Consider the following 26,558-nt stretch of genomic DNA (forward strand, 5'->3'; position numbering starts at 1 on the left):
CACTGCATATTTTGACGAGTTATATTTGCAGGATTTTGGAGGTTGAAAATGAATATTACAACATTACTGTAATTGTAATTATTTGAAGTTATCATGATAAACACGCTATTATATATGTGTAAACTGTGCATAATCACTTCAAAAAGAGTATTATGATGAAAGAAAAATTGCTTTTTATTAGAAATAGAGAAAGGAGAAATCGGAATGCCAGGACCTTTACTATTGTCGGTGATTATTTTGTCTTCTTTAATGATAGGGATAACGCAGTATTTTCATCATACAGATACGACAGAGGAAGTGAAGGATAAAGTACGACTTGTATTTCCGATTTTTATCATATCTATTTCTTTTTGCATTCTATTAAATAAAGATGGGTACATTGTCGCAGTATTTTCATTTTTTGTAGCGATTGTTTTAATTACAGTTTTATATTATGTAATGAAAGACTTTATACAAAAATAAGGATGTCACATGAGACATTTTTATTTTTGAAACGATTAAAATTTCACATACCGTATTATATAAAAAAAATAAAAAACATATAGCGATAGAAAAGTAAGCACTTCACCGTGTATTTACTTGTCAATCTTGCATAGCCAATATACTATTAATAATGTAGAGATTAGAAAAAGGGGTTGTATCTATCATGAAATTTGAGATGCACACAAAAATTATTTCAAATGAAAAAGAAGTAAGGTTACATATAGAAGAAAACATATTTCAATTAAAATTAGATGGTTATCACTTATTTACAGTTCAAGAAATATTACCTTTATATAAATCAAATGAAGAAAGAATTGGTAGTGCAATGATACAAAAGTTAGAGTGGGAGAACGGAAGAACTACATTAAACTATCAACTCGTTTCACTAAATTCAGTAAATTAAAAGGAGCAGGGAAATATGAAGTTATTTCATACAGCGGATTGGCATTTAGGAAAGCTCGTTCATGGCGTGTATATGACTGAAGATCAAAAGATTGTATTAGATCAGTTTGTGCAAGCTGTTGAGGAAGAAAAACCAGATGCCGTAATTATTGCAGGAGATTTATACGACCGAGCAATTCCACCTACAGAAGCAGTAGACTTATTAAATGATGTTTTACAAAAAATAGTGATTGATTTACAAACGCCAGTTATTGCAGTTGCAGGAAACCATGATAGTCCAGATCGTATTCATTTTGGCAGTAGTTTAATGAAGAAACAAGGATTATATATTGTGGGACAATTTCAATTTCCATATGAACCAATTATATTAAATGATGAACATGGTGAGGTTCACTTCCATCTTGTTCCATATGCGGATCCAAGCATAGTGAGACATATATTGAAAAATGAAGACGTACGTTCTCATGATGATGCAATGCGTATTTTTATGAATGAGCTTTCTGAAACGATGGATAAAGAAGCAAGACACGTATTTGTTGGTCATGCATTTGTAACTTCTGCGGGTGAAGCAGAGGAGAATACAAGTGACGCAGAACGACCACTTTCAATTGGTGGTGCTGAATACGTAAATAGTCATTATTTTGATAAGTTTCATTACACAGCGCTTGGACATTTACATCAAGCGCATTTCGTACGTAATGAGACAATTCGATATTCAGGTTCTCCACTTGCATATTCTATTTCTGAAGAAAAACATAAAAAAGGATATTATATTGTGGAGTTGGACGAGCAAGGGGAAGTAACAATTGAAAAAAGGTTACTTACACCACGCCGTAAAATGCGAACAGTAGAAGCGAAAATAGATGATTTGTTACAACATCCAATAAGTGAAGATTACGTATTTGTAAAATTATTAGATGAAAATCCTGTCTTGCAGCCAATGGAAAAAATACGCTCTGTATATCCAAATGCAATGCATGTTGAAAGATCGATTCAAAGACGAGAGTTCACAGAGTCAAATGAAGTAACTGTTTCAAGACATAAAACGGATGATTTATCGTTATTAAAGGCTTTTTATAAAGAAATGAAAGGCTTAGATTTATCAGAAGAGAAAGAACGTCTATTTGTAGAAGTACTACAAACAGTGCAAGAACGGGAAGGTGAACGAGGATGAGACCGATTCAGCTAATTATGACAGCATTTGGCCCATATAAACAGAAAGAAGTAATCGATTTTAACGATCTTGGAGATCATCGTATCTTCGCCATTTCTGGTAATACAGGTGCTGGAAAGACAACGATTTTTGATGCGATTTGTTATGTGTTATACGGTGAGGCAAGTGGAGAAGAACGTAGTGATACAAGTATGCTTCGCAGTCAATTTGCGGATGACAATATGTATACAAGTGTAGAACTAACCTTTCAACTAAAAGGGAAGCGTTATGAAATAAAACGCCAACTTGGACATAAAAAACAAGGGAACAAGACGATTACGGGACATGCAGTAGAATTATATGAAGTGATTGATGAAGAGAAGGTTCCATCTGTTGACCGTTTCCATGTAACGGATGTAAATAAAAAAGTGGAAGATTTAATTGGTTTAAGTAAACATCAATTTAGTCAAATTGTTATGTTACCGCAAGGGGAATTTCGTAAACTATTAACATCTGAGACAGAAAACAAAGAAGAAATTTTACGTCGTATTTTCAAAACAGATCGTTATAAGTTAATGCGTGAGTTACTTGATCAAAAACGAAAACAATGGAAAGACGTCTTACAAGAAAAGCAGAAAGAGCGAGAGTTATACTTCCGTAATGTTTTTAAATTACCAATCCGCGATGGATCATTATTAGAGACATTAGTGGAACAAGAACATGTAAACACGCATCAAGTAGTAGAAGCATTAGAACAAGAAACAGCTGCGTATAAGGCCGAAGTTAAGCAATTACAACTAGAACAAGATGTTCAAACGAAGCAATTAAAGGATGCTGAAACACGTTTTCATGCAGCGAAATCTGTAAATGAGAAATTTATAGATTTACAACAAAAGAATGAGAAATATAATACTTTACAAGAAAACCGTCCAGTAATTGAAATGAAAGAAACATCTTTTAAACGTGCGGAACAAGCGAAGCGCTTATTACCATTTGAACAATGGTACGAAGAAGCAATGCAAAATGAGCAGAAGATTGAAAGTTTGTTAAAACAAATAATCGCCAAAAAAGAAAATATAACGAGTAGCTTTGAACTCGCTCAGGTGAAATATGAAGCAGTAAAGAATAAAGAACCTGAGAGAGAAAATGCAAAAAAACTCGTTCAAAGATTAGAAGAGTTACAACCAATTATTGCATCATTAGCTGAGAAACAGTTGAATTTGCAAAATGCAGAAGTTCAAGTAGTAAAATTAAAAGAAAGTATGCAAAACTTAGAGCAACAATTAGAAGTGCATACAAATCAAAAGCAGTTAATGTCTGGTGAATTACAGCGATTAGAACGAGCACTTGAGCAATATGTAGCTAAAGTAGAAGAACTAACGAATATGCGAGAAGATGCAAAAGTTTTAAAGCAAGCATATGATGTTTGGCAAGAAAAACAAAAATTCGAGCAAGAAAAAGAAGCGGCATATAATAAGATGCAATTGGCAGTAAATGCATATGAAAATATGGAACGCCGCTGGTTAAGTGAGCAAGCTGGTATATTAGCTCTTCATCTTCATGATGGCGAATCTTGTCCAGTATGCGGTAGTACGAACCATCCGAAAAAAGCTACAGAGCAAAGTGATGCGATCGATGAACAAGAGTTAAATGATTTAAGAGACAAGAAGAATAGTGCTGAAAAATTACATGTTCAATTAGAGGAGAAATGGAATTTCTATCATCTTCAATATGAACAGGTAATAGAAGAGGTTAAGAAGCGAGGCTATCGCTCGGAAGAATTAGCTGAAACATATAGTGCGCTTGTTCAAAAGGGAAAACAATTAGCAACTGAAGTGAATACACTAAAAGAAAGCGAAGAAACGCGTAAGCAAACTGCTGTGAATATAAAAAACGTAGAAGAAAAAGTAGATGTACTTCAGAAACAAAAGCGTGAGGTAGAAGCAGAGCAGCACCGTACAGAAATAGAGTGTATGCAGCTTCGTACGTCATATGAACATGATAAGAAAAATATTCCTGAAAGCTTACAAACAGTCCAAGCTTGGAAAGTACAGTTTGACCAAGCTATGCATGAACTCAAGTTAATGGAGGACGAATGGAAGAAAGTGCAGGAAGCGTATCAACATTGGCAAAATGAAAATATACGTATTCAAGCAGAACAGAAAGGTGCTTCTAATCAATTTGAAAGTGCAAAATTGAAGAAAGAAGAGACTTTTACGCGCTTTATGAAAGAGCTTGAGCAGAGCGGATTTACAGATCAAACTACGTATAAAGAAGCTAAATTAAGTGATATCGAGATGGATACATTACAAAAAGAAATTCAAAGTTATTATTCATCTCTTGAAGTACTTGCAAAACAAATTGAAGAGTTACATGCTGAATTAAAAGATAAAGAGTATATGGACATTACAGCGTTAGGTGAACATATAAAAGATTTAGAAATTAATCTTGATATCATTAAAGAAAAACGTCAACGTGCGCAAAATGCGGTAGCATATATTTATGATTTACATGAAAATATTAGACGTATCGATGAGCAAATTCATGAGGAAGAAAAAGCTTTCCGAGAACTTGTTGATTTATATGAAGTAATGAAAGGTGATAACGAAAGCCGTATATCATTTGAACGTTACATCTTAATTGAGTATTTAGAACAAATTGTTCAAATTGCGAACGAACGATTACGTAAATTATCAAATGGACAATTTTATTTAAAACGAAGTGAGCGAGTTGAAAAGAGAAATCGTCAAAGTGGATTAGGCTTAGATGTATACGACGCATACACTGGCCAAACACGTGATGTAAAAACATTATCTGGCGGTGAGAAATTTAATGCATCGCTTTGCTTAGCGCTCGGAATGGCAGACGTCATTCAAGCGTATGAAGGTGGTATTTCCATCGAAACGATGTTTATCGACGAAGGATTCGGTTCACTAGATGAGGAGTCATTAACAAAAGCAGTTGACGCCTTAATAGACTTGCAAAAATCAGGCCGATTTATCGGTGTCATTTCACACGTACAAGAGCTGAAAAACGCAATGCCAGCTGTATTAGAAGTAACGAAGCAGAAGGATGGATGTAGTCAGACGAGGTTTGTGGTGAAGTAAGTTCAATTATAATTCATGCTCAAAGTATTGTTTGCGATTTTCTAGTATAGAACTTATAAAACACAAATGCCATCTCTTTATAGAGGTGGCATTTATTTGTTATTCAGAATTAGACAATTCACCCACAAGTTATCTGGAGAAGGCGGTGTATTTTCCGAGCGATTATAAGTTTTAAAGGCCGAAATTGCCGATATAACACCATCTACTAAAAATAGAGCTAACCCACTGACTAACATGATATGACTGACATATGTTTCGCTCGCTTCTTCAACTTCTTCTTGTAATATTATTGGCATTTGAACTCCTCCTAAACAACATTTATTTTGTAGATAGTATATACAAGTGCCTAAAATATGTTAAAATCACTGGATAGTGTTTTGAGGAAGTATATAGTTAGATGTGAATTGTTTGAAAAATCTTCATTATAAATTTATGCTAACTTCACATAGAGCACATATTAACATTGTATTATGTATATGTACCAAATAAATAAAGTGAATTGTATTTCGTTCTGTTTTTAAAAATTTAAAATTCTATTATTTTTATATAAAGGTTTCACATCGGAGTTTTAAATATTTTGGAAATAGAACTAAATAAGAGGAATTCATATAAAAGGGGAATGTCTTATGACAACATATACGAGTGAAATGAGAAAAAGTTTAGTTTCAGAAGAAGATGTAGATATTTTAAAAATTATGGCGCACCCAATCCGCTTACAAATTGTAAATGAATTAAGTACGAGAAAAACTTGTAATGTAACACAATTAACAGAATTACTGAATATTCCACAATCGACTGTTTCACAACATTTATCAAAAATGAAAGGTAAAGTGTTACGAGCTGAGCGAAGAGGATTAGAAATTTATTATCACATTAATAATTTAAAAGCGAGTAAGATTGTAAGTGTTTTAGGATATATAAACTAATGAAGTATTTTCATATAAAATAGCCGCTGCTGATGAGCAGGGGCTATTTTGTGTTGTTTTATGTATTCGCATTTAAAACTTTATAGTTTTTATGATTTACAATTGTTCGATCAAACTCAAAAGTACCACCGCTTACATTTGTAATTTCAACTAAGACCGATTCAGTATAAAGTTTTAGTACAGATCCTGTAATCTTTAAATTATTTCGTTGAAAAAGTATAGTATCCCCTACGTTTGCTTTCATAGTACCTCCTCATTAAAAACAGAAATATTTTTTTATTATATATATTAAACCACGTATAGATATATTAGTGAATATTTAGTTTTGTTTATCAATAAAATATTTTTTATTTTATAAAAGAGGGTGATAAAACAACTGTAAGTCATATGGATGCAAAACATAATAATAGCTATTTACGTATTTAGTAATTAGTTTTTTGTATTTCGTCCTTCGTTTTCTGTAACTGATTCCATATTTTTGACGCTCTATCTTGTAAGTGCTTACATGAACGGAAACATCTTATACAATGAAGGTGTTAAATCAAAAGAGGTGGTCAATATGAACATAAAAAAAGAAAACTTAGCGAAAAGCATTGAAATAGAAAGAGGAGGCGGAAAGGTATGAAAAAATCAAATGTTAATCCATGGCTTGTTGTCCTTGGTACAGTCATCGTACAAATGGGGCTTGGAACGATATATACATGGAGTTTATTCAATCAGCCTTTAGTTAGTAAATACGGTTGGAGTCTTAACGCAGTTGCTATAACTTTCTCAATTACTAGTCTTTCCTTAGCATTTTCTACTTTATTTGCGAGTAAATTGCAAGAAAAATGGGGACTTCGTAAACTTATTATGATAGCTGGACTAGCATTAGGACTTGGATTAGTACTTAGTTCACAAGCTTCCTCATTAATATTGCTGTATGTACTAGCAGGAGTTGTAGTAGGTTATGCAGATGGAACAGCATATATTACTTCATTATCCAATTTAATAAAGTGGTTTCCAAAGCGTAAAGGTTTAATTGCTGGGATTTCTGTCTCTGCATATGGTTCGGGTAGCTTAATCTTTAAATATGTTAACGCACAGTTAATTGAATCAGTTGGTGTATCACAAGCATTTATATACTGGGGTTTAATTGTTACAGCTATGATTGTTCTTGGAGCTTGTTTAATCCATCAAGCTGCTGAACAGGGTGCAGTTCATGAAACAAAAACTTATGAATATACAACGAAAGAAATGTTAGGCACAAAACAAGTATACTTATTATTTATAATGTTATTTACATCATGTATGAGTGGCTTATACTTAATTGGTATGGTAAAAGACATTGGTGTTCAACTTGTAGGGCTTAGCGCAGCAACAGCAGCTAATGCGGTGGCTATGGTTGCAATCTTCAACACATTAGGTCGTATTATTTTAGGACCGTTATCAGATAAAATTGGCCGTTTAAAAATCGTTACTGGTACTTTTGTTGTTATGGCGAGTTCAGTCCTAGTTTTAAGTTTTGTAGATTTAAATTATGGTATCTACTTCGTATGTGTAGCAAGTGTAGCGTTTTGCTTTGGTGGAAATATCACTATTTTCCCAGCTATCGTTGGTGATTTCTACGGTATGAAAAACCATAGTAAGAACTACGGAATTGTGTATCAAGGATTTGGATTTGGAGCACTTGCAGGTTCCTTTATCGGTGCACTTCTAGGTGGATTCAAACCAACATTCATGGTGATCGGCGTACTATGTGTCGTATCATTTATTATCGCAATTTTAATTCAAGCACCTAAGCAGAAAAAAGAACAAGAAGAAGAGTATCGCAGCGTAGCATAAAAATATAAATCTTCTATCACACTATAAATACGAAAAAGCACCCTATTAAATAGGGTGCTTTTTTTTATGAATTATTGTAACGAGGTTATATAATCTTTGGAGTTTTGTGAAACAAAAAATTGAGTGAAATACTCATTTGGATTATATTGGAATATTAAAAAAGAAAAATTATATTCGAAATACGTATTAAATCTTAAATAATAAACAAGACATACAGCAGTTATTGCAAGATATATTTTCTCGGTATTTTCAGAAAAATATTGAGAAAATATATACTTGAGTTTTTGATAATGATATGTAAATGAAGGTATCTACTGTTAGTCTTCTATAAGTTTAAAAAGGGGAGTATAAATTAAATGTGTAAGATAAGTACTTATTAATGCTTTTAGATGTAATTGTATTGAGAATCACTAAAGTTCTTTATCTGAAAAATAAAAATAGGTTGACAAGTTTATTGAGAAAGATTATCATTTCGTTGTAAGAATATTAAATGAAAAACATTATCAATGAATAATATTTTAATGAAAAGTACACTTGACCAATTAGTTTAGTAAGTGTATTATTTTTTACATCAATAATGATAATCATTATCATTATTTGTTTAATTAGATTAATTTTCAAATGAAAGGATAGAGGAAATGAACTTAGGGGAATTTGTTGGAAAAACGGTTTTAGTAACAGGTGCAGCCCGAGGCATAGGTAGTGTTGTTGCCAAAATGTTTTTAGAAAGAGGAGCTACAGTTATTGCTGTTGATCAAAATGAAGAAGGGCTAAACGAACTCTTAAATGAAACACGTATGAAAATGTTTCGTTTGGATGTGAGTGATAGTAACGCTGTTGAAGATATAGTAAACCGTATTGAAAATGATATAGCACCAATAGATATATTAGTAAATGTTGCAGGGATTTTACGTATGGGAGCGATTCACTCTTTAAGTGATGAAGATTGGAATAAAACATTCTCTGTAAATTCTACAGGCGTTTTCTATATGTCCCGTGCAGTAAGTAAACGTATGATGCAAAGAAAGTCTGGGGCAATTGTAACAGTTGGTTCAAATGCAGCAAATACTCCGAGAATGGAGATGGCTGCGTATGCTGCATCAAAAGCTGCAACGACGATGTTTATGAAATGTTTAGGGTTAGAACTTGCAGCGTATAACATTCGCTGTAACTTAGTTTCTCCAGGTTCTACTGAAACTGAAATGCAAAGGTTACTATGGGCTGATGAGAATGGAGCTAAAAATATAATTGCTGGTTCTCAAAGTACATATAGACTCGGTATCCCGTTACAAAAAATTGCACAGCCTTCAGAAGTTGCTGAAGCGGTATTGTTTTTAGCTTCAGATAAAGCGAGCCATATTACAATGCATAATTTATGTGTCGATGGCGGAGCTACATTAGGCATTTAATAAAAAATTCAGGGGGTTACTATACTATGAATGAATTTACGGCTGTAAAGGAACTGTCAGAAAAATTACTAGAAGATTATAAGACTGAATCTTCATTCTTTTTCGCTTCACCAACGCGAACGATATTGACAGAAGGAAAGTTTACTACAGTAAAGCATCGTGAAATTGAAAGTCTTCCAGAACTAGTACTGGCGTTATTAAGTAATGCAAAACAAGCTGGAAATCCGAATCCCATCGTTGTTGGTGCCTTGCCATTTGATCGTAGAAAAGAAGTTCAACTTATCATACCAGAAGATAGCAGAATTTCTGAGCGTTTACAATTGGAAACAACAAATCAGTTTGAAACAAACGAGAACTTAACTTTTGAAATGACGCCTGTACCAGATCCTGGAGTCTATATGAATGGTGTGAAGCAAGGAATTCAAAAAATACAAGACGGTGATTTAAAGAAAATCGTTCTATCCAGATCATTAGATGTTAAATCTTCCGAAAAGATTGATAAGCAAAAACTGCTTCGAGAATTAGCTGAGCATAATAAGCACGGTTATACATTTGCTGTGAATTTACCGAAAGAGAAAAACGAGGATGGTAAGACATTAATTGGAGCAAGCCCTGAATTACTCGTTTCACGTAATGGTATGCAAGTTATTTCTAATCCGTTAGCTGGATCAAGGCCTCGTAGTGAAGACCCAGTAGAAGATAAAAGAAGGGTAGAGGAATTACTTTCTTCTCCAAAAGATTTACATGAACATGCGGTAGTAGTGGAAGCGGTTGCCGCAGCACTTCGTCCGTACTGTCATACATTACATGTTCCAGAAAAGCCATCCGTTATTCATAGTGAAGCGATGTGGCATTTATCTACTGAAGTGAAAGGGGAACTAAAGGATCCAAATACTACTTCTTTAGAATTAGCAATTGCTCTTCATCCTACGCCAGCAGTATGCGGAACGCCGATGGAAGAAGCAAGAGAGGCGATTCAAAAAATTGAGCCATTTGACCGTGAATTCTTTACAGGAATGCTAGGATGGAGCGATTTAAATGGAGATGGTGAATGGATTGTTACAATTCGCTGTGCTGAAGTGCAAGAAAATACACTTCGTTTATTTGCAGGAGCGGGGGTTGTTGCTGAGTCAAAGCCAGAAGATGAGTTGGCAGAAACATCAGCTAAGTTCCAAACAATGCTGAAGGCTTTAGGACTAAAAGATAATTCGCTAAATGAAAAATAGGGGGAAGAAAGAATGGTAACAGGTTTAACGGAATGGCCAGAAGAATTTGTAAATCGTTATCGAGAAGAAGGATGTTGGCTTGGAGAAACATTTGGTTCGTTATTAAGAGAGCGTGCTGAAAAATATGGAGATCAAATTGCAGTTGTAAGTGGTAATACGCATATAACGTATAGTGAGCTTGATAAAAAAGTAGATCGCTTAGCGTCAGGTTTACTGAATTTAGGAATAAAGCCAGAAGATCGAGTTGTAATCCAATTACCTAACGTTATCGAGTTTTTCGAAATATGTTTTGCACTATTTCGAATTGGAGCACTTCCTGTCTTTGCACTACCTTCACATCGAAGCAGTGAAATTAGTTATTTTTGTGAGTTTGGTGAGGCGAGTGCTTACGTTATTTCAGATAAGGCTCTCGGCTTTGATTATCGAAAACTAGCAAGAGAAGTGAAAGAGAAAGTGCCAACTTTACAACATGTAGTTGTAGTGGGAGAAGAAGAAGAGTTCCTAAACATAAATGATCTGTATATAGATCCCGTTCCATTACCAGAAGTTCAGCCAAGTGATGTGGCGTTTCTCCAATTATCAGGAGGGACAACAGGACTTTCTAAATTAATTCCTAGAACACATGATGACTATATTTATAGTTTACGTGTTAGCGCTGAAATTTGTAATTTGAATGCAGAAAGCGTCTATATGGCAGTTCTACCAGTAGCGCACAATTACCCAATGAGTTCTCCAGGTACATTTGGGACTTTCTATGCGGGTGGAAAAGTTGTGCTGGCAACTGGAGGTAGTCCAGATGAGGCATTTGCACTTATTGAAAAAGAAAAAGTTACGATTACTGCTCTCGTTCCACCATTAGCAATGATATGGCTTGATGCTGCATCCTCTCGTAATAATGATTTATCGAGCCTAGAAGTGATTCAAGTAGGTGGAGCGAAATTTAGTGCTGAGGTTGCAAAGCGTATACGCCCTACATTTGGATGTACGTTACAGCAAGTGTTCGGTATGGCAGAAGGGTTAGTAAATTACACAAGATTAAATGATCCTGAAGAAATCATTATTCATACGCAAGGGAGACCGATGTCTACATTCGATGAGGTAAGGGTCGTTGATGAGAATGATAACGATGTAAAACCCGGTGAAGTAGGTAGTTTATTAACACGAGGGCCCTATACAATTCGTGGTTATTATAAAGCAGAAGAGCATAATGCACGATCATTTACAAAGGATGGATTTTATCGCACAGGTGATCTTGTGAAAGTAAATAAACAAGGTTACATCATTGTAGAAGGAAGAGATAAAGATCAAATTAACCGTGGTGGTGAGAAAGTTGCTGCGGAAGAAGTTGAAAACCATCTATTAGCACATGATGCAGTACATGATGCAGCAATTGTATCTATGCCTGATGATTATTTAGGAGAACGGACTTGTGCATTTGTAATAGCACGCGGACAAGCTCCGGCAGTAAGTGAATTAAAATTGTTTTTAAGGGAACGTGGTATAGCAGCATATAAGATTCCAGATCGAATTGAATTTATTGATTCATTCCCGCAAACAGGTGTTGGAAAAGTAAGCAAAAAAGAATTACGTAAAGTCATTGCTGAAAAACTTATTACGGTAAAACGATAAAAATATAAAAATTGGAAGGAAGTGATTAGATGGCTATCCCATCTATTTCAGTATACAAAATGCCAGTTGAATCCGAACTACCAAAAAATAAAGTGAACTGGACGCCAGATCCAAAACGTGCGGTTCTTCTAATCCACGACATGCAAGAATATTTTCTTGATGCATATAGCGATAAAGAATCACCAAAAGTAGAACTCATTTCAAATATTAAGGTAATAAGAGAAAAATGTAAGGAACTTGGTATACCAGTTGTTTATACAGCACAGCCAGGTGGACAAACACTAGAACAACGAGGATTATTACAAGACTTCTGGGGTGACGGTATTCCTGCTGGACCAGATAAAAAGAAGATTGTCGATGAACTTACTCCTAATGAGGATGATATATTCTTAACAAAATGGAGATATAGTGCATTTAAAAAGACAAATCTATTAGAAATTTTAAATGAACAGGGAAGAGATCAACTAATAATTTGCGGTATTTATGCGCATATTGGCTGCCTTTTAACAGCTTGTGAAGCGTTTATGGATGGTATAGAACCGTTCTTTGTAGCAGATGCAGTTGCTGATTTTTCATTAGAGCATCATAAACAAGCGTTAGAGTATGCATCTAATAGATGTGCAGTAACGACATCAACCAATTTACTGTTAAAAGATTTACAAAGTGTTAAAGGTGATGAGATTGAAGGAATTACTTTACAGGAAGTACATGAACTAGTTGCACAATTACTTCGTGAACCAGTAGAAAGTGTTGAGACTGATGAAGATTTATTAAATAGAGGACTTGATTCGGTAAGAATTATGAGTTTAGTAGAGAAGTGGCGTCGCGAAGGGAAAGAAATCACTTTTGCGGATTTAGCAGAGAACCCAACCGTTGTTGATTGGTACCGCTTATTATCTCCGCAAACAGAACATGTACTTTAATATAGACTACATAATAAAGGGGTAGTAAAGAATGCCTAATAGTCAAAAGGTTCGTTATTCGTTATCATCTGCGCAGACTGGTATGTGGTTTGCGCAGCAATTAGATCCGCTTAATCCGATTTATAATACTGGGGAGTATGTTGAAATAAACGGAAATATTAATCAAGATATTTTTGAATTAGCAGTACGTAAAGTTGTAATGGAAGCAGAAGCGCTGCATGTTCGCTTCGAAGAGGATGAAATTGGTCCATGGCAAGTTATTGAAGAATTACAGTTTCAAATGCATTTTATTGACGTTCGTAAAGAAGAAAATTCTGAAGAAGCTGCTAAAGTATGGATGAAAAATGATTTATCTATGCCAGTCGATTTGAAAAAAGATACATTATTTACTGAAGCACTTATTCAAGTTGAAAATAATCGTTTCTTTTGGTATCAGCGCATTCATCACATTGTGATGGATGGCTATGGATTTTCACTTCTTAGCCAACAGGTAGCGAAAGAGTATACAACACTTATAGAAGAAACAAATAAGAAAGAGAAGCCATTTGGTTCTCTTTCAAAGATTGTACAAGAAGATATTGAATATCGTGAGTCGAAACAATTTCAGGAAGATCGTATTTTTTGGTTAGAGAAGTTTGCAGATGAACCAGAAGTTGTAAGCTTAGCAGAAAGAGCGCCGAGAACATCAAATGGATTTTTACGAGAAACAGCGTATTTATCTAGTTCTAGCACGAAAACTTTACTAGAAGATATCAATATTTCGTTAACAAGTTGGCCGGAATTCATTGTCGCTGTAACAAGTATTTATATGCATAAGTTAACAGGAGAAAATGATATTGTATTAGGTTTACCGATGATGGGGCGTCTAGGTTCTACATCTATTCATACACCGAGTATGATAATGAATTTAGTACCACTTCGTCTCACTGTAAATCCAAATATAACTCTTGCGGAATTATTACAGCAAGTTTCAAAAGAAATTCGAGATGTACGTCGTCATCATAAATACCGTCATGAGGAATTAAGAAGAGACTTAAAATTACTAGGTGAAAACCAAAGATTATTTGGACCGTTAGTGAATGTTATGCCTTTTGATTATGGACTTAATTTTGCTGGGAATCGTGGTATTACACATAATTTATCAGCAGGACCTGTCGATGATTTATCGATAAATGTATATAAACGTTTCGATGAAAATGAGTTAATGATTCATTTTGATGCGAACCCAGAAGTATATAATGGCGCGGAACTAGCAGTGCATAAAGAAAGATTTATGAATGTATTAGAATTAGTGATAAATGATTATGAAAAAGATGCATCGATTGGAAGCATAAACATTACTCTTCCTGAAGAAAATCAAAAATTTTTATTCGAATGGAATGAAACTAAAGAAGCTGAAGAGTTAATCCCTTTACCTATATTATTTGAAAAACAAGTACAAAAAAATCCAAGTAAAATAGCGGTTACGTGTAACGGAGTAGACTTTACGTATAATGAGCTAAATGAACGAGCAAATGAACTAGCGCACTATTTAGTAGAAGAAGGAATAGGTCCAAATCAGTTTGTAGCTTTAGTATTTCCAAGATCAATAGAAATGGTAGTTAGTATGCTAGCAGTTTTAAAGGCTGGTGCAGCGTATTTACCGATAGATCCTGAATATCCAGCTGAACGAATCAATTATGTTGTAAATGATGCAAAACCAGTGTGTATCATCACACATTCATCTTCATTAGTTATAGAAAATGATATAAAAAAAATCGAATTAGATAGCGAAGAAACAAAAATAGTATTAAAAGCATATTCTCATATGAATCTACCATTTAGAAATGATGAATCACTTTTAAACCCAGCTTATACAATTTACACTTCAGGCTCAACCGGCAATCCAAAAGGTGTAATTGTTCCTATGAAAGCTTTAAGTAATTTTTTATTGGCTATGGATGATATGTTTTCATTACATGAAAACGACCATTTAGTAGCAGTTACAACATTTGCGTTTGATATTTCAGCTCTCGAAATTTATTTACCTCTTATTAGTGGGGCAAGTTTAACAATCGCACAAAAAGAAGTAATTCAAGAACCTTCTGCGTTAACGGCATTGTTGCAAGAAGAAAGAGCGACAATTATGCAAGCTACACCGACGCTTTGGCAGGCGTTAGTAACGGAATATCCAGAGAAGCTACAAGGGCTAAAAGTGCTTGTTGGTGGTGAAGCACTTCCATCTCATTTAGCAAAAACATTAAAAGAATTAAGTTGTACTATTACAAACTTATATGGACCAACTGAAACGACGATTTGGTCTACTGTCATGAACATCGATGAAAGAGAAAGTGGTATACCTCCTATCGGAAAACCGATTTGGAGTACAGCTGTATATGTATTAGATGCAGGTTTACAACCAGTACCACCTGGAGTAATTGGTGAATTATATATTGCAGGGGAAGGGCTTGCAAGCGGATATTTAGGAAAAACAGAGTTAACGGCTGAACGTTTTGTTGCAAATCCTTATGGAGAACGAGGGCAGCGCATGTACCGTACAGGTGATCTAGTAAAATGGCGCAATGATGGTGTGTTAGAATATGTGAGCCGCGCAGATCATCAAATTAAAATTCGTGGTTTCCGAATTGAATTAGCTGAAATTGAAATGGTATTACAACGACATGAAAATATTAAGCAAGCAGTAGTAATGGTACGAGAAGACCGCCCAAATGATAAACGAATCATTGCGTATATCGTTGCCGAAGAGAAGGAAACGATTAATCTTTCCGAAATTCGTTCTTATGTTTCAGAAAGTTTAGCGAATTATATGGTACCATCAGCGTTTGTGTTGTTAGAAGAATTACCATTAACACCAAATGGAAAAGTTGATAGAAAGAAATTACCAGCTCCTGATTTTAATGAAATGAATAAGGAGAGAGTTGCTAGAAATCCGAAAGAAGAAATATTATGTGATTTATTTGCAGAAGTACTTGGTGTTTCTCGTATTAGCATTGATGATAATTTCTTTGAAATGGGAGGCCATTCGCTTCTTGCATCTCGTTTAATGGCAAGAATTCGTGAAACGTTAAGTATCGAATTAGGAATTGGAAAACTATTCGAGTCGCCAACTGTCGCTGAACTAGGGAAGCAACTGGATGGAGCAAAAAATGCACGCCCATCTATTCAGAAAGTAAGTAGACCAAGTGAAGTTCCACTTTCATTTGCACAGCGTAGGTTATGGTTCTTAAATTGTTTAGAAGGTCCAAGCCCTACATATAATATCCCGTTAGTCATTCGTTTGTATGGAAAGTTGAACGAGGAAGCATTGCAAGGTGCTTTTTATGATGTAGTCGAGAAACATGAAACACTAAGAACAATTTTCCCTAACGTATTAGGTAGTTCCTATCAGAAAATTTTAAATATGGAAAATTTAAATCTAGAAATGATTAAAATAAAAACATGTAAAGAGGAATTAGAAAATGTGCTTGCAGAGGCGGTAAGATATAGCTTTAACCTCGATGTTGAACCAGCAGTTCGTTTGCAACTATTTACAGTGAATGAAAACGAACATGTATTACTAATTCTATTGCACCATATTGTAGGGGATGGCTGGTCATTACAACCGTTAACGAGAGATTTTACAGCGGCATATAAAGCGCGATGTCAAGGTGACAGAGCACAGCTGGAAACACTTCCAATTCAATACGCAGATTATGCACTTTGGCAACAGCAACTGCTCGGTAATGAAACTACACCAGAAAGTCTTATTTCAACACAATTAGATTTCTGGAAGAAAGAGCTAGAAGGTTTACCAGATCAACTTGAGTTACCTACAGATTACCAGCGTCCAATTGAAACGAGTTACCAAGGAGAAACAATTCACTTTCAAATAGATGCGGGTATGCATAGTAGGTTAGTAGAGCTTGCACGGAAAAACGGGGTTAGTTTGTTTATGGTGTTGCAAGCAGGACTTAGTGCGCTATTTACAAGGTTAGGTGCGGGGACAGATATACCAATCGGTAGTCCGATTGCTGGTAGAAACGATGATGCACTCTCTGACATAGTCGGTCTATTTGTAAATACATTAGTGTTGCGTACAAATACATCTGGAGATCCAAGCTTTAAAGAATTATTGAATAGAGTGAAGCAGTCAAATCTGGCAGCTTATGAAAATCAAGATGTTCCATTTGAACGACTCGTTGAAGTGTTAAATCCAGTACGTACTCGAAATAGTCATCCGCTGTTTCAAGTTATGTTAGCTTTTCAAAATACGCCAGAAGCAACTTTTGATGCTCCGGATATAGAAGCGAACCTTGAAATTCAAAGCGTTGGTTCTGCGAAATTTGATTTAACCTTTGAAATTAGCGAGAGTAACGGAGTTGATGGTACTCCAGACGGCTTAAACGGGTTACTAGAGTTTAGTACGGATTTATATAAACGTGAAACGATTCAAAAATTAGTTGAACGATACATTCTATTATTAGATGATGCAGCGGAAAATCCTGATCAATCAATTGGCACATTAGAAATATTAACTTTAGCAGAGAAAAATACAATGTTAGAAAAGTGGAATGGTGGTTTTCAAATTGTACCAGAAATGACATTGCCACAATTATTTGAAAAGCAGGCTCATATAAGTCCGAATTCTATTGCTGTCGTCTTTGAAGATGAAAAGTTAACTTATGAAAAGTTAAATAAAAAAGCGAATAAAATAGCTCGTTTGTTAATAGCAAAAGGAATTGGTCCTGATCAACTCGTTGCTTTAGCAATGCCGAGATCTTTAAATATGGTTGTGAGTTTACTCGCGGTTCTTAAAGCAGGGGCAGGTTATCTTCCATTAGATCCAGATTACCCGTCTGATCGTATTTCATTTATGCTCCACGATGCGAAACCATCATGTGTTTTAACAAATTCAGATGTGGAAGTTGAATGTGATGAAGAACTGAAAATTTTAGTTGATGATGAAAAAGTAATAAAAGAAATTGAGAAATATAGTGAAGATAATATTGATGAAATGGAGCGTGTGAAGCCGTTAACTCCATCACATATTGCTTACGTTATTTATACGTCAGGTTCAACAGGTAGACCGAAAGGCGTTATGATACCTCATCAAAACGTAGTAAGACTTTTAGGAGCAACTGATCATTGGTTCCAATTTGACGCAGACGATGTTTGGACGATGTTCCATTCATACGCTTTTGATTTCTCGGTTTGGGAAATTTGGGGGCCTTTATTATATGGAGGACGTCTAGTCGTAGTACCGCATACTGTAAGTCGGTCGCCGAAAGAATTTTTACAACTTCTTGTTAAAGAAAAGGTTACTGTTTTAAACCAAACTCCATCAGCGTTCTATCAATTGATGCAAGCAGATCGTGAAAATGAAGAGATTGGCCAAAAATTATCTTTACGATATGTTGTTTTTGGAGGAGAAGCACTTGAGCTAAGTCGATTAGAAGATTGGTATAGTCGACATTCTCATAACGCACCAAAGCTTATAAATATGTACGGTATTACGGAGACGACAGTACATGTTAGTTATATTGAATTAGATGAAACAATCGTCTCTTTACGAGCAAACAGTTTAATTGGGTGTAGTATACCTGATCTTAAGGTGTATGTGTTAGACAACTATTTACAACCAGTGCCACCTGGAGTAGTTGGAGAAATGTATGTTGCAGGTGCAGGGCTTGCTCGTGGATATTTAGGAAGAGCAGGCTTAACTGCAGAACGGTTTATCGCAGATCCATTTGGTAAGCCAGGTACAAGAATGTATCGTACTGGAGACTTAGCGCGTTGGCGTAAAGATGGGACGCTAGATTATATAGGGCGTGCAGATCACCAAATAAAAATTCGTGGATTCCGAATTGAATTAGGGGAAATAGAAGCGGTCATAATGAAACACCCTAAAGTTCAGCAAGTAGCCGTTATTGTACGGGAAGATCAACCAGGGGATAAACGGTTAGTTTCTTATATCGTCGCATCTAATAATGAAATGATTGATACGAATGAAATGCGTCAGTATGCTGGATGTAGTTTACCAGATTACATGGTTCCATATGCTTTTGTAGTAGTAAATGAGTTGCCTTTAACTCCAAACGGTAAATTAGATAGAAAGGCATTGCCAGTTCCAGAATTTATTGCATCATCTTCTAGTCGTGGACCAAGAACACCGCAAGAAGAAATGTTATGTGACTTATTTACAGAGATTTTAAGTGTACCTCAAATTGGAATTGATGACGGATTCTTTGATTTAGGTGGTCATTCACTTCTTGCGGTGCAGCTTATGAGCCGAATTAAAGAAGCGCTTGGAGTGGAATTAAATATTGGAACTTTATTTGCAGCACCAACCGTTGCGGGATTAGCTGAGAGACTTGAAATGGGAAATGGTCAAAGTGCACTTGATGTGTTGCTTCCATTACGAGCAAGCGGAGACCAATTACCACTATTTTGTGTACATCCAGCAGGTGGATTAAGTTGGTGCTATGCCGGACTTATGAAATCTTTAGGAACAGATTATCCAATCTACGGTGTCCAAGCACGTGGAATCGCTAAAAATGAAGAACTTCCAAAAAGTTTGGAGGAAATGGCGAAGGATTATTTAAAACACGTTCGTGAAGTACAGCCCCACGGACCATATCGTTTACTTGGCTGGTCGCTCGGGGGAAATGTTGTTCATGCAATGGCGTCGCAACTACAAAATGAAGGAGAAGAAGTAGAATTACTCGTTATGCTGGATTCTTATCCAGGTCATTTCTTACCGAATACGGAAGCACCTACTGAAGAAGAAGCGTTAATCGCATTACTTGCTTTAGGTGGATATGATCCAGATAACATGGATGGTAAACCACTTACGATGGAAAGTGCAGTAGAAATACTCCGTAAAGATGGAAGTGCATTAGCAAGTCTTGAAGAAGAGACGATTTTAAATTTGAAAGAAACGTATGTAAATTCGGTAGGGTTGTTAGGGAAATATGTACCGAAAGTTTATAACGGAGATATATTATTCTTTAGATCTACTGTTATACCAGAATGGTTTGATCCTATTTCTCCAAATACGTGGCTAAATTATTTAGACGGGGAAATAGTGCAACACGATATTGATTGTAGACATAAAGATTTATGTCAGCCAGGTCCGCTTACAGAAATTGGACAAGTATTAGCGAAATATTTGCAGAATAAGAAAGGGGTAAGTACAGTATGACGAATCCGTTTGAAAATGATAATTACAAATATAAAGTATTAAAAAATGAGGAGGGCCAGTATTCTCTCTGGCCTGTCTTTCTTGATGTACCTATTGGATGGAATATCGTACATGAAGAAGCTAGTAGGCATGATTGCTTACAATATGTTGAGAATAACTGGACAGATTTGAATCCAAAAAGTAATCAAGTTGGCGAAAAAATATTAGTAGGAAAACGATAATGAAGGCAAAAATAAATCCGAAAGTAGTTGTAAGTGTCGTATATATAACAGCGATGTTTATGGCTGCGATGGATGCAACAATTGTGAACGTAGCACTACAAACGATAAGTAAAGAACTACAAGTGCCGCCATCCGCGATGGGGACAGTTAATGTTGGGTATTTAGTTAGCCTAGCTGTTTTCCTTCCAATTTCCGGTTGGTTAGGAGATCGTATCGGTACGAAAAGGGTATTTTTAATTGCTCTTTTCGTATTTACAACTGCGTCAGCATTATGCGGAGTAGCGAACGATATTACTTCATTGAATATTTTTCGTGTTATGCAAGGTGCTGGTGGGGGGCTTTTAACACCAGTTGGGATGGCGATGTTATTTCGAACATTTTCACCAGAGGAAAGACCGAAAATTTCTCGGTTTATTGTGTTACCAATTGCTGTGGCACCAGCAGTAGGACCAATTATTGGCGGTTTCTTTGTAGACCAAATGTCTTGGCGCTGGGCATTTTATATTAATTTACCATTTGGAATCGTAGTGTTACTATTCGGTCTACTATTTTTAAAAGAGCATATTGAAAAATCAGCTGGTCGCTTTGATTCTCTCGGTTTTGTACTTTCAGCACCAGGATTTGCGATGCTTATCTATGCACTTAGTCAAGGACCCTCAAAAGGCTGGGGTTCTCCAGAGATTATAAGTACTGGAATAGTTGGGATTGTATTCATTATATTGTTTATCATTGTAGAACTTCGAGTAAAGCAACCGATGTTAGATTTACGCTTATTAAAAGAGCCAGTCTTTAGAAAAATGAGTCTTATTTCATTGTTTTCATCAGCTGGTTTACTAGGAATGTTATTTATTTTTCCGCTTATGTATCAAAATGTAATAGGAGTTTCCGCATTGGAATCAGGTCTTACGACATTCCCGGAGGCGATTGGGTTAATGATATCGTCACAGATTGTACCATGGTCATATAAGAAATTAGGAGCTCGTAAAGTAATTTCTATTGGCTTAATTTGTACGGCGATTATCTTCGTTTTATTAAGTTTTGTAAATCATGATACGAATCCATGGCAAATACGGGCATTATTGTTTGGCATAGGTATTTTCTTAGGTCAGTCTGTTGGAGCAGTCCAATTTTCTGCATTTAACAATATTACGCCACCTTCTATGGGGAGAGCGACGACTATATTTAATGTGCAAAATCGATTAGGTTCAGCGATAGGAGTTGCTGTTTTAGCTAGCATATTATCTGGGTTTGGAAGTAATGAAATACAGAATAATACACAGTCAGATTTCTTACCATATCAAGCTGCATTAATTGGATCAGCAATGTTTTTACTCGTAGCATTACTATTTTCTTTACGTATTTCTGATAAAGAGGTAATGTCAAAGAAGAAAGAAAAAATGTTATCCGTATCAAAAAAAGAGAAAGCACTTGTCAATGAATAACAATTGATATTCGTTGTATAAAGGAGAGTTTACATGATAGAAAGTAAAGTTGTAGATTCTATACCAACTCTTAATGAGAATGATTGTCAAATATGGTGGGGAAGAATTTCAGATTTACAATCATGGCATTACAATTTACTAAATGACGTTGAACGAGAGAAAGCAAATTCATATCACCATTCGGCAGATCGTGCACGATTTATAATAGGTTGTGTAATTAGTAGATTAGTTCTTGGAAAGATACTTTCTATGTCGCCAGTTCAAGTACCGATTGATCGAATGTGCCCAGTATGTAAGTTACAACATGGCAGACCACAATTACCAGAAGGCATGCCGCAGTTATCTGTTTCTCATTCGGGTGAGTGGGTTGTTGTTGCATTTACAAAATCTGCACCTGTAGGCGTTGATGTTGAACAAATAAATCCAAATGTAGATGTTATGAAAATGGCAGAGGGTGTATTAACGGACATTGAAATAGCGCAAATTATGAAATTACGAGATGAACAGAAAATTGAAGGTTTTTTAACATATTGGACTCGAAAAGAAGCAGTGTTAAAAGCAACAGGTGAAGGACTAATGATTGCACCAATGGATATTACCGTGTCAGCTCCAAATGATCCTCCAAATTTGTTGGTTTTTAAGGATAGAGAAGAGTTAGTAGAACATACAATGATGGAAGATATAAGACCAAGTATAGATTATTTGGCTTCCATTGCAATATTTAGTAAAGAAGTGACTAAAATCACACAGTTAGACGCAGTAGCGCTTTTAAATTATAAATAGGTTTAATAAAATATTTTATAGAAGAGGTGTTACTCATGTTAGTAGCAGAAAATAGAACAAATGAATTCACTTATAATGTACAAGCAATTAAAAGTATTTTATTTTCTAGAGATACATCATCTATTCATGCTTTAGAAAAGCTTTTGAATGATACAGTCCAGTTTGATGTTCTCGAACAAGAGGCAATTGATAGACAGTATATCCCGAAAGAAGCAAAGAATTTCTTTGATAAAAACGGAACATTTCTTTACCGTGTATCTCATGTTAGTTATAAAGGAAAAGTATTATCTGAAAATCTCATTTTTGCGGACACTTCGTTTTTACCAAATTCAATTAAGAATGAATTAGAGAGTGGAAACATTCCAGTTGAAAAACTTATAGAAAAGATGGAAGTAAGAAGAAATGTATTATATGAAGGATATCAGCCATCTGGAAATATTATTGAATTGTTTGATGGATGCTCTGTTACGGCGAATGTGTATCCAACTAGAAAATATCAAATTGTAAGTAACTGCAAATGTATATTTTATATTTGTGAAGTGTATCATGCTGAGAATATAAAGGAATTACTGAAATAAACAAGAAACCAGCCTATAAAATGGCTGGTTTCTTGTTTATTTCACAGCTTCTTTTAACTCTTTACCTGCTTTAAATGCAGGAACTTTACCAGCAGCGATTTGAATTTCTTCGCCAGTTTGCGGGTTACGTCCTGTACGAGCAGATCTTTCGCGTACTTCAAAAGTTCCAAAGCCGATTAATTGAACTTTATCGCCAGACTGTAATGCAGTAGCAATTGTGTCAAATACAGATTGTACAGCTGCAGAAGCATCCTTTTGAGAAATATCAGCTGATTGTGCTACATTTTTAATTAATTCTGTTTTGTTCATGTTTTCACCTCATAAAAAATTTTTTTAGAATGAATGATTTAGTATAATAGATAGTAAAGATAAAGCTATTTATATTGTTAGAAAGAATGCTATATAGTTATGTTAATTTCGTTGTAAGAAACTGAATCCCTGCTAATATTTAGGGATTAATTATGAATTGATGCATAGAAAACGCTGTAAAATGAGGATGAGGGGGAGTATACGTATGATTTTTCGTGAAAAGGATGAGAAAGAAAGTATATTAATTCGTCAACATGATCATGGTTTTTTAGCTGGAGAGATTGCAAAGTATATAAAAGAAGTTTTTTTTGAAAATGACACATATTTAAAAGAGACAATTGATGCAATATATGAGCATGATAGAGGATGGATAGAACTTGATAAAGTACCAATTTTGAATGACGCTAAAAATATCCCATATACATTTATGGATTGTCCAAGTTCATTACGCTTTGTCTTTTATACGATTGGTTTGAATGAAATTGAAGATTCCAATCCATACGGCGCATTACTTTGTAGTAAACATTTTTTATCATTTCCATTAAATGAGGAAGATGAAGAGATGATGTCATTTTATACAGGGGAATTGGAACGACAAAAAAGAATATTGAAAACACTAACAAAAGAACAATTTGCGATGTTCGATAAACATTATAGATTATTAAAGTTTTGCGATGAACTTTCTTTATATGTCTGTATGAATAAACCAGGGGTAGAAAAGAAAGATGAAATTGATTTGTTTAAAGATGGTTTTGAAGGAACAGAAATGTTTAATAGTAAGGAGGAGAAACCTATTCAAGCTGAATGGGTGAATAAGGAAACAATTCGGATTACACCGTTTCCATTTCAAACGGAATTTCATACGTATGTAAAATATAAAACTATAAATAAACAAGAAATTGAAGAAAAAGGAATTGCAAAAGCTGATAGAGAATCAGAAATGAAGAAACAAACCATTCATTTCATATAATAGGGGGGCGATTTCGATTGAAAGAGTACATGTTAAAACAGGTTAATTACCATGCTTGGGCTAATATACAATTGTTCAATCGACTAAAAGAATTACCAAACTATGAGACGATTTTTACGGAACAGATACAGAGCGTATTCCCATCAATTAAGGATACTTTTGCGCATATTTATATTACAGATCAAGTGTGGTTGCATATATTGCATGGTAAAAGTATGAATGAAGCAATACAAGACCGAGAAAGCTTACGAAAACAAATCGAAACTAAATCGTTACATGAATTAGAAAAAATGTTTGAAAACATGGTAAAACAATATAAAGACTTTTTAATTACAATACAAGACGTGAATGCTGTATTTGTTATCGAGAATCCATATGTAGGGAAATTAGAAACTTCAATTTTTGAGTTAGTACAACATGTCGTAAATCATGGGACATATCATAGAGGAAATATAACAGCAATGATTCGTCAACTTGGTCATTCATCAACAATGACTGATTTTGTGCTGTATTTACATATGGTTAAAAAGCAGGGAGAGTAATATAGTTTATAAGAAGGAGAGGCTTTAGTTGTAGAAGTCTCTCCTTCTATTTTATTCCGCATTAATGGTAGATCGACTGATTAAAGTTTTACTTTATTTCTTAAGAAGCTTTATTTTCTTGTAATTGCTTCGCATATTGTACAGCCTTATATGCATTGACTCTACCGTTTTTCCAGTACGTACCTGTACCACTAATTTTATCTGTAGTAGACTCAATAATTTGACGAATTTGTGTATTGCTATATCCTTGATTTGCTAAAAGAGCAGCAACTCCTGCGACATGAGGTGTTGCCATAGATGTACCACTTAATGATTGATACGTGCTTCCTTTATATGTGGAATATATATTTGAACCTGGTGCTGCAACATCTACCCAGCTACCATAAGTAGAAAATGAAGATTTCTTATCTGATTGATCTGTAGAAGCAACTGCAATCACTTCGCTGTAATAAGCAGGGTAATTAGCTTTTGTATTTCCAGCATTTCCAGCAGCTGCAACTATAACAGAGCCTTTATTCCATGCATATTGAACGGCTTGTTGTAATGCAGTACCACCATTTGGAGCTCCTAAACTTAAACTAATTACTTTTGCACCCGAATCAGCAGCTTCTCGAATACCTTGCGCTACAGCATCGAGAGTACCACTTCCTTGATTATCTAATACGCGAACAGCATAAATGGAAGTTTGTGGGGCAACACCAGCAATTCCGACGCTGTTATTCGTAAGTGCTCCAGTAATTCCAGCGCAATGTGTACCATGACCATTACCATCATCAGATGTATTGTCGTTATCAACATAATCATGCCCGTAAATTACTTTCGAAGCCAAATCCGGGTGTGAGCCTTGAACTCCTGTATCAATAATGGCTACTTTTACACCAGGATCACTTCGTTGGCTATCCCAAGCTTGTGGAGCTTGAATCTTTTGTAATCCATATTGATTTTTAAAATATGGGTCGTTTGGAGCCCAAAAGGCGTGAACGTAATAATTCGGTTCTGCATACTCCACATCTGGATTATTTTTATAACTCTTTATTTTTTCTTTTACAGTACCTTTTGAAAATTGAACGACTTCAAAACCTAACTTATCATCTTTAGATACGACATTAGCTCCGACAGATTTATGAAAAGATTGCACATTACTTAAAGATGCATTTTGCTTGAACTTAACGATTAATTGGTTAGGAACGTAATCAGTAGATGATGTTTCAGCGCTTGAAGTATTTGTGTTAAAGAAGAAACCACCAATAATAAATGACAAAACAGATAGGAAAACAATGATTTTGTTTTTCAAAAGATTTTTCCTCCCTTTTCTTGGATGAGTTTTTCAGCGACACTTTAATGCCGCATTCCTTTTCAACTATATAGTTAGACCATACGATTTATGACATTTATGTGAAAAACTTTTGGAGGAATAAAAAGGAGTAAACATTGATATAAATATATTTTTA

At 35.1% G+C, this 26,558-nt stretch carries 21 protein-coding genes; 17 read left to right on the forward strand and 4 right to left on the reverse strand.

Annotated features, from left to right (window positions below; translation table 11 throughout):
• Positions 1-204: 204 nt before the first annotated feature.
• The 4 genes from FS742_RS04035 to FS742_RS04050 all read left to right on the forward strand — a co-directional run bounded on the left by FS742_RS04035 (position 205) and on the right by FS742_RS04050 (position 5,145).
• Positions 205-462 (forward strand): hypothetical protein, encoded by a 258-nt coding sequence (locus tag FS742_RS04035; RefSeq protein WP_001119409.1) that lies wholly within the window; start codon positions 205-207, stop codon positions 460-462.
• 184 nt (positions 463-646) lie between these two features.
• On the forward strand, positions 647-886 hold the full coding sequence (locus FS742_RS04040; RefSeq protein ID WP_087956399.1) for a DUF2584 domain-containing protein: 240 nt from the start codon (positions 647-649) through the stop codon (positions 884-886).
• Between the two features lie 15 nt (positions 887-901).
• On the forward strand, positions 902-2,059 hold the full coding sequence (locus FS742_RS04045) for an exonuclease SbcCD subunit D (protein ID WP_144611300.1): 1,158 nt from the start codon (positions 902-904) through the stop codon (positions 2,057-2,059).
• On the forward strand, positions 2,056-5,145 hold the full coding sequence (locus tag FS742_RS04050) for an AAA family ATPase (RefSeq protein ID WP_144611301.1): 3,090 nt from the start codon (positions 2,056-2,058) through the stop codon (positions 5,143-5,145). The genes FS742_RS04045 and FS742_RS04050 overlap by 4 nt, the downstream gene beginning before the upstream one ends.
• Before the next feature lie 92 nt (positions 5,146-5,237).
• Here the strand turns inward: FS742_RS04050 and FS742_RS04055 are convergent, their stop codons facing one another.
• A complete protein-coding gene (locus FS742_RS04055; protein ID WP_087956402.1) occupies positions 5,238-5,441 on the reverse strand; it encodes a hypothetical protein in 204 nt (67 codons plus the stop codon).
• A 330-nt stretch (positions 5,442-5,771) separates the two neighbouring features.
• Between FS742_RS04055 and FS742_RS04060 the strand changes: the two genes are divergently transcribed.
• Positions 5,772-6,071: an ArsR/SmtB family transcription factor gene (locus FS742_RS04060; protein WP_000214798.1), complete on the forward strand. Its 300-nt coding sequence runs from the start codon at positions 5,772-5,774 to the stop codon at positions 6,069-6,071.
• A 58-nt stretch (positions 6,072-6,129) separates the two neighbouring features.
• Here FS742_RS04060 and FS742_RS04065 read toward each other — a convergent pair whose 3' ends face one another.
• Positions 6,130-6,315 (reverse strand): YkvS family protein, encoded by a 186-nt coding sequence (locus FS742_RS04065; protein WP_000646792.1) that lies wholly within the window; start codon positions 6,313-6,315, stop codon positions 6,130-6,132.
• A gap of 377 nt (positions 6,316-6,692) precedes the next feature.
• Here FS742_RS04065 and FS742_RS04070 point away from each other — a divergent pair, with 377 nt between their 5' ends.
• The 10 genes from FS742_RS04070 (at position 6,693) to FS742_RS04115 (ending at position 23,286) form a co-directional block, all read left to right on the forward strand.
• Entirely contained in the window at positions 6,693-7,895 is a 1,203-nt protein-coding gene (locus FS742_RS04070) for an L-lactate MFS transporter (RefSeq protein ID WP_087956404.1), read from the forward strand.
• Between the two features lie 638 nt (positions 7,896-8,533).
• The gene (dhbA, locus tag FS742_RS04075) at positions 8,534-9,304 is read left to right on the forward strand and encodes a 2,3-dihydro-2,3-dihydroxybenzoate dehydrogenase (RefSeq protein ID WP_087956405.1); all 771 of its coding nucleotides are present in this window, start codon (positions 8,534-8,536) and stop codon (positions 9,302-9,304) included.
• 26 nt (positions 9,305-9,330) lie between these two features.
• Positions 9,331-10,530 (forward strand): isochorismate synthase DhbC, encoded by a 1,200-nt coding sequence (gene dhbC, locus FS742_RS04080; RefSeq protein WP_144611302.1) that lies wholly within the window; start codon positions 9,331-9,333, stop codon positions 10,528-10,530.
• Positions 10,531-10,542: 12 nt separating this feature from the next.
• Positions 10,543-12,159, forward strand: coding sequence for a (2,3-dihydroxybenzoyl)adenylate synthase (locus FS742_RS04085; RefSeq protein ID WP_087956407.1), 1,617 nt, complete (start codon positions 10,543-10,545; stop codon positions 12,157-12,159).
• A 29-nt stretch (positions 12,160-12,188) separates the two neighbouring features.
• Complete coding sequence (gene dhbB / locus FS742_RS04090; RefSeq protein WP_087956408.1) at positions 12,189-13,082, forward strand: isochorismatase; 894 nt, start codon at positions 12,189-12,191, stop codon at positions 13,080-13,082.
• Positions 13,083-13,113: 31 nt separating this feature from the next.
• Positions 13,114-20,262 (forward strand): non-ribosomal peptide synthetase DhbF, encoded by a 7,149-nt coding sequence (gene dhbF, locus FS742_RS04095; protein WP_144611303.1) that lies wholly within the window; start codon positions 13,114-13,116, stop codon positions 20,260-20,262.
• Entirely contained in the window at positions 20,259-20,483 is a 225-nt protein-coding gene (locus tag FS742_RS04100) for an MbtH family protein (RefSeq protein ID WP_144611304.1), read from the forward strand. Before dhbF ends, FS742_RS04100 begins: the two co-directional genes overlap by 4 nt.
• Positions 20,483-21,925 (forward strand): MDR family MFS transporter, encoded by a 1,443-nt coding sequence (locus FS742_RS04105; RefSeq protein WP_144611305.1) that lies wholly within the window; start codon positions 20,483-20,485, stop codon positions 21,923-21,925. The genes FS742_RS04100 and FS742_RS04105 overlap by 1 nt, the downstream gene beginning before the upstream one ends.
• A 33-nt stretch (positions 21,926-21,958) precedes the next feature.
• Positions 21,959-22,708, forward strand: coding sequence for a 4'-phosphopantetheinyl transferase Sfp (sfp, locus tag FS742_RS04110; RefSeq protein ID WP_144611306.1), 750 nt, complete (start codon positions 21,959-21,961; stop codon positions 22,706-22,708).
• Between the two features lie 35 nt (positions 22,709-22,743).
• Positions 22,744-23,286, forward strand: a complete 543-nt coding sequence (locus FS742_RS04115) for a chorismate pyruvate-lyase family protein (RefSeq protein ID WP_144611307.1) — start codon at positions 22,744-22,746, stop codon at positions 23,284-23,286.
• A gap of 36 nt (positions 23,287-23,322) precedes the next feature.
• On the opposite strand, the gene FS742_RS04120 is transcribed toward FS742_RS04115, so the two are convergent.
• Positions 23,323-23,595: an HU family DNA-binding protein gene (locus FS742_RS04120; RefSeq protein WP_001043907.1), complete on the reverse strand. Its 273-nt coding sequence runs from the start codon at positions 23,593-23,595 to the stop codon at positions 23,323-23,325.
• A 205-nt stretch (positions 23,596-23,800) separates the two neighbouring features.
• Between FS742_RS04120 and FS742_RS04125 the strand changes: the two genes are divergently transcribed.
• Entirely contained in the window at positions 23,801-24,565 is a 765-nt protein-coding gene (locus tag FS742_RS04125; protein ID WP_144611308.1) for a DUF3891 family protein, read from the forward strand.
• Between the two features lie 17 nt (positions 24,566-24,582).
• Positions 24,583-25,107, forward strand: a complete 525-nt coding sequence (locus tag FS742_RS04130) for a DinB family protein (RefSeq protein ID WP_144611309.1) — start codon at positions 24,583-24,585, stop codon at positions 25,105-25,107.
• A 100-nt stretch (positions 25,108-25,207) separates the two neighbouring features.
• Here FS742_RS04130 and FS742_RS04135 read toward each other — a convergent pair whose 3' ends face one another.
• Positions 25,208-26,401 (reverse strand): S8 family peptidase, encoded by a 1,194-nt coding sequence (locus FS742_RS04135; RefSeq protein ID WP_144611310.1) that lies wholly within the window; start codon positions 26,399-26,401, stop codon positions 25,208-25,210.
• Between the last annotated feature and the right edge of the window lie 157 nt (positions 26,402-26,558).

This window comes from Bacillus cereus, from assembly GCF_007678085.1.
Taxonomy (GTDB): domain Bacteria; phylum Bacillota; class Bacilli; order Bacillales; family Bacillaceae_G; genus Bacillus_A; species Bacillus_A cereus_BE.

Excerpts from the sequence above, each read along its gene's own strand:
- FS742_RS04035 (WP_001119409.1), top strand. The coding sequence starts at position 205 with ATGCCAGGACCTTTACTATTGTCGGTGATTATTTTGTCTTCTTTAATG.
- FS742_RS04040 (WP_087956399.1), top strand. The coding sequence starts at position 647 with ATGAAATTTGAGATGCACACAAAAATTATTTCAAATGAAAAAGAAGTA.
- FS742_RS04045 (WP_144611300.1), top strand. The coding sequence starts at position 902 with ATGAAGTTATTTCATACAGCGGATTGGCATTTAGGAAAGCTCGTTCAT.
- FS742_RS04050 (WP_144611301.1), top strand. The coding sequence starts at position 2,056 with ATGAGACCGATTCAGCTAATTATGACAGCATTTGGCCCATATAAACAG.
- FS742_RS04055 (WP_087956402.1), bottom strand. The coding sequence starts at position 5,441 with ATGCCAATAATATTACAAGAAGAAGTTGAAGAAGCGAGCGAAACATAT.
- FS742_RS04060 (WP_000214798.1), top strand. The coding sequence starts at position 5,772 with ATGACAACATATACGAGTGAAATGAGAAAAAGTTTAGTTTCAGAAGAA.
- FS742_RS04065 (WP_000646792.1), bottom strand. The coding sequence starts at position 6,315 with ATGAAAGCAAACGTAGGGGATACTATACTTTTTCAACGAAATAATTTA.
- FS742_RS04070 (WP_087956404.1), top strand. The coding sequence starts at position 6,693 with ATGAAAAAATCAAATGTTAATCCATGGCTTGTTGTCCTTGGTACAGTC.
- dhbA (WP_087956405.1), top strand. The coding sequence starts at position 8,534 with ATGAACTTAGGGGAATTTGTTGGAAAAACGGTTTTAGTAACAGGTGCA.
- dhbC (WP_144611302.1), top strand. The coding sequence starts at position 9,331 with ATGAATGAATTTACGGCTGTAAAGGAACTGTCAGAAAAATTACTAGAA.
- FS742_RS04085 (WP_087956407.1), top strand. The coding sequence starts at position 10,543 with ATGGTAACAGGTTTAACGGAATGGCCAGAAGAATTTGTAAATCGTTAT.
- dhbB (WP_087956408.1), top strand. The coding sequence starts at position 12,189 with ATGGCTATCCCATCTATTTCAGTATACAAAATGCCAGTTGAATCCGAA.
- dhbF (WP_144611303.1), top strand. The coding sequence starts at position 13,114 with ATGCCTAATAGTCAAAAGGTTCGTTATTCGTTATCATCTGCGCAGACT.
- FS742_RS04100 (WP_144611304.1), top strand. The coding sequence starts at position 20,259 with ATGACGAATCCGTTTGAAAATGATAATTACAAATATAAAGTATTAAAA.
- FS742_RS04105 (WP_144611305.1), top strand. The coding sequence starts at position 20,483 with ATGAAGGCAAAAATAAATCCGAAAGTAGTTGTAAGTGTCGTATATATA.
- sfp (WP_144611306.1), top strand. The coding sequence starts at position 21,959 with ATGATAGAAAGTAAAGTTGTAGATTCTATACCAACTCTTAATGAGAAT.
- FS742_RS04115 (WP_144611307.1), top strand. The coding sequence starts at position 22,744 with ATGTTAGTAGCAGAAAATAGAACAAATGAATTCACTTATAATGTACAA.
- FS742_RS04120 (WP_001043907.1), bottom strand. The coding sequence starts at position 23,595 with ATGAACAAAACAGAATTAATTAAAAATGTAGCACAATCAGCTGATATT.
- FS742_RS04125 (WP_144611308.1), top strand. The coding sequence starts at position 23,801 with ATGATTTTTCGTGAAAAGGATGAGAAAGAAAGTATATTAATTCGTCAA.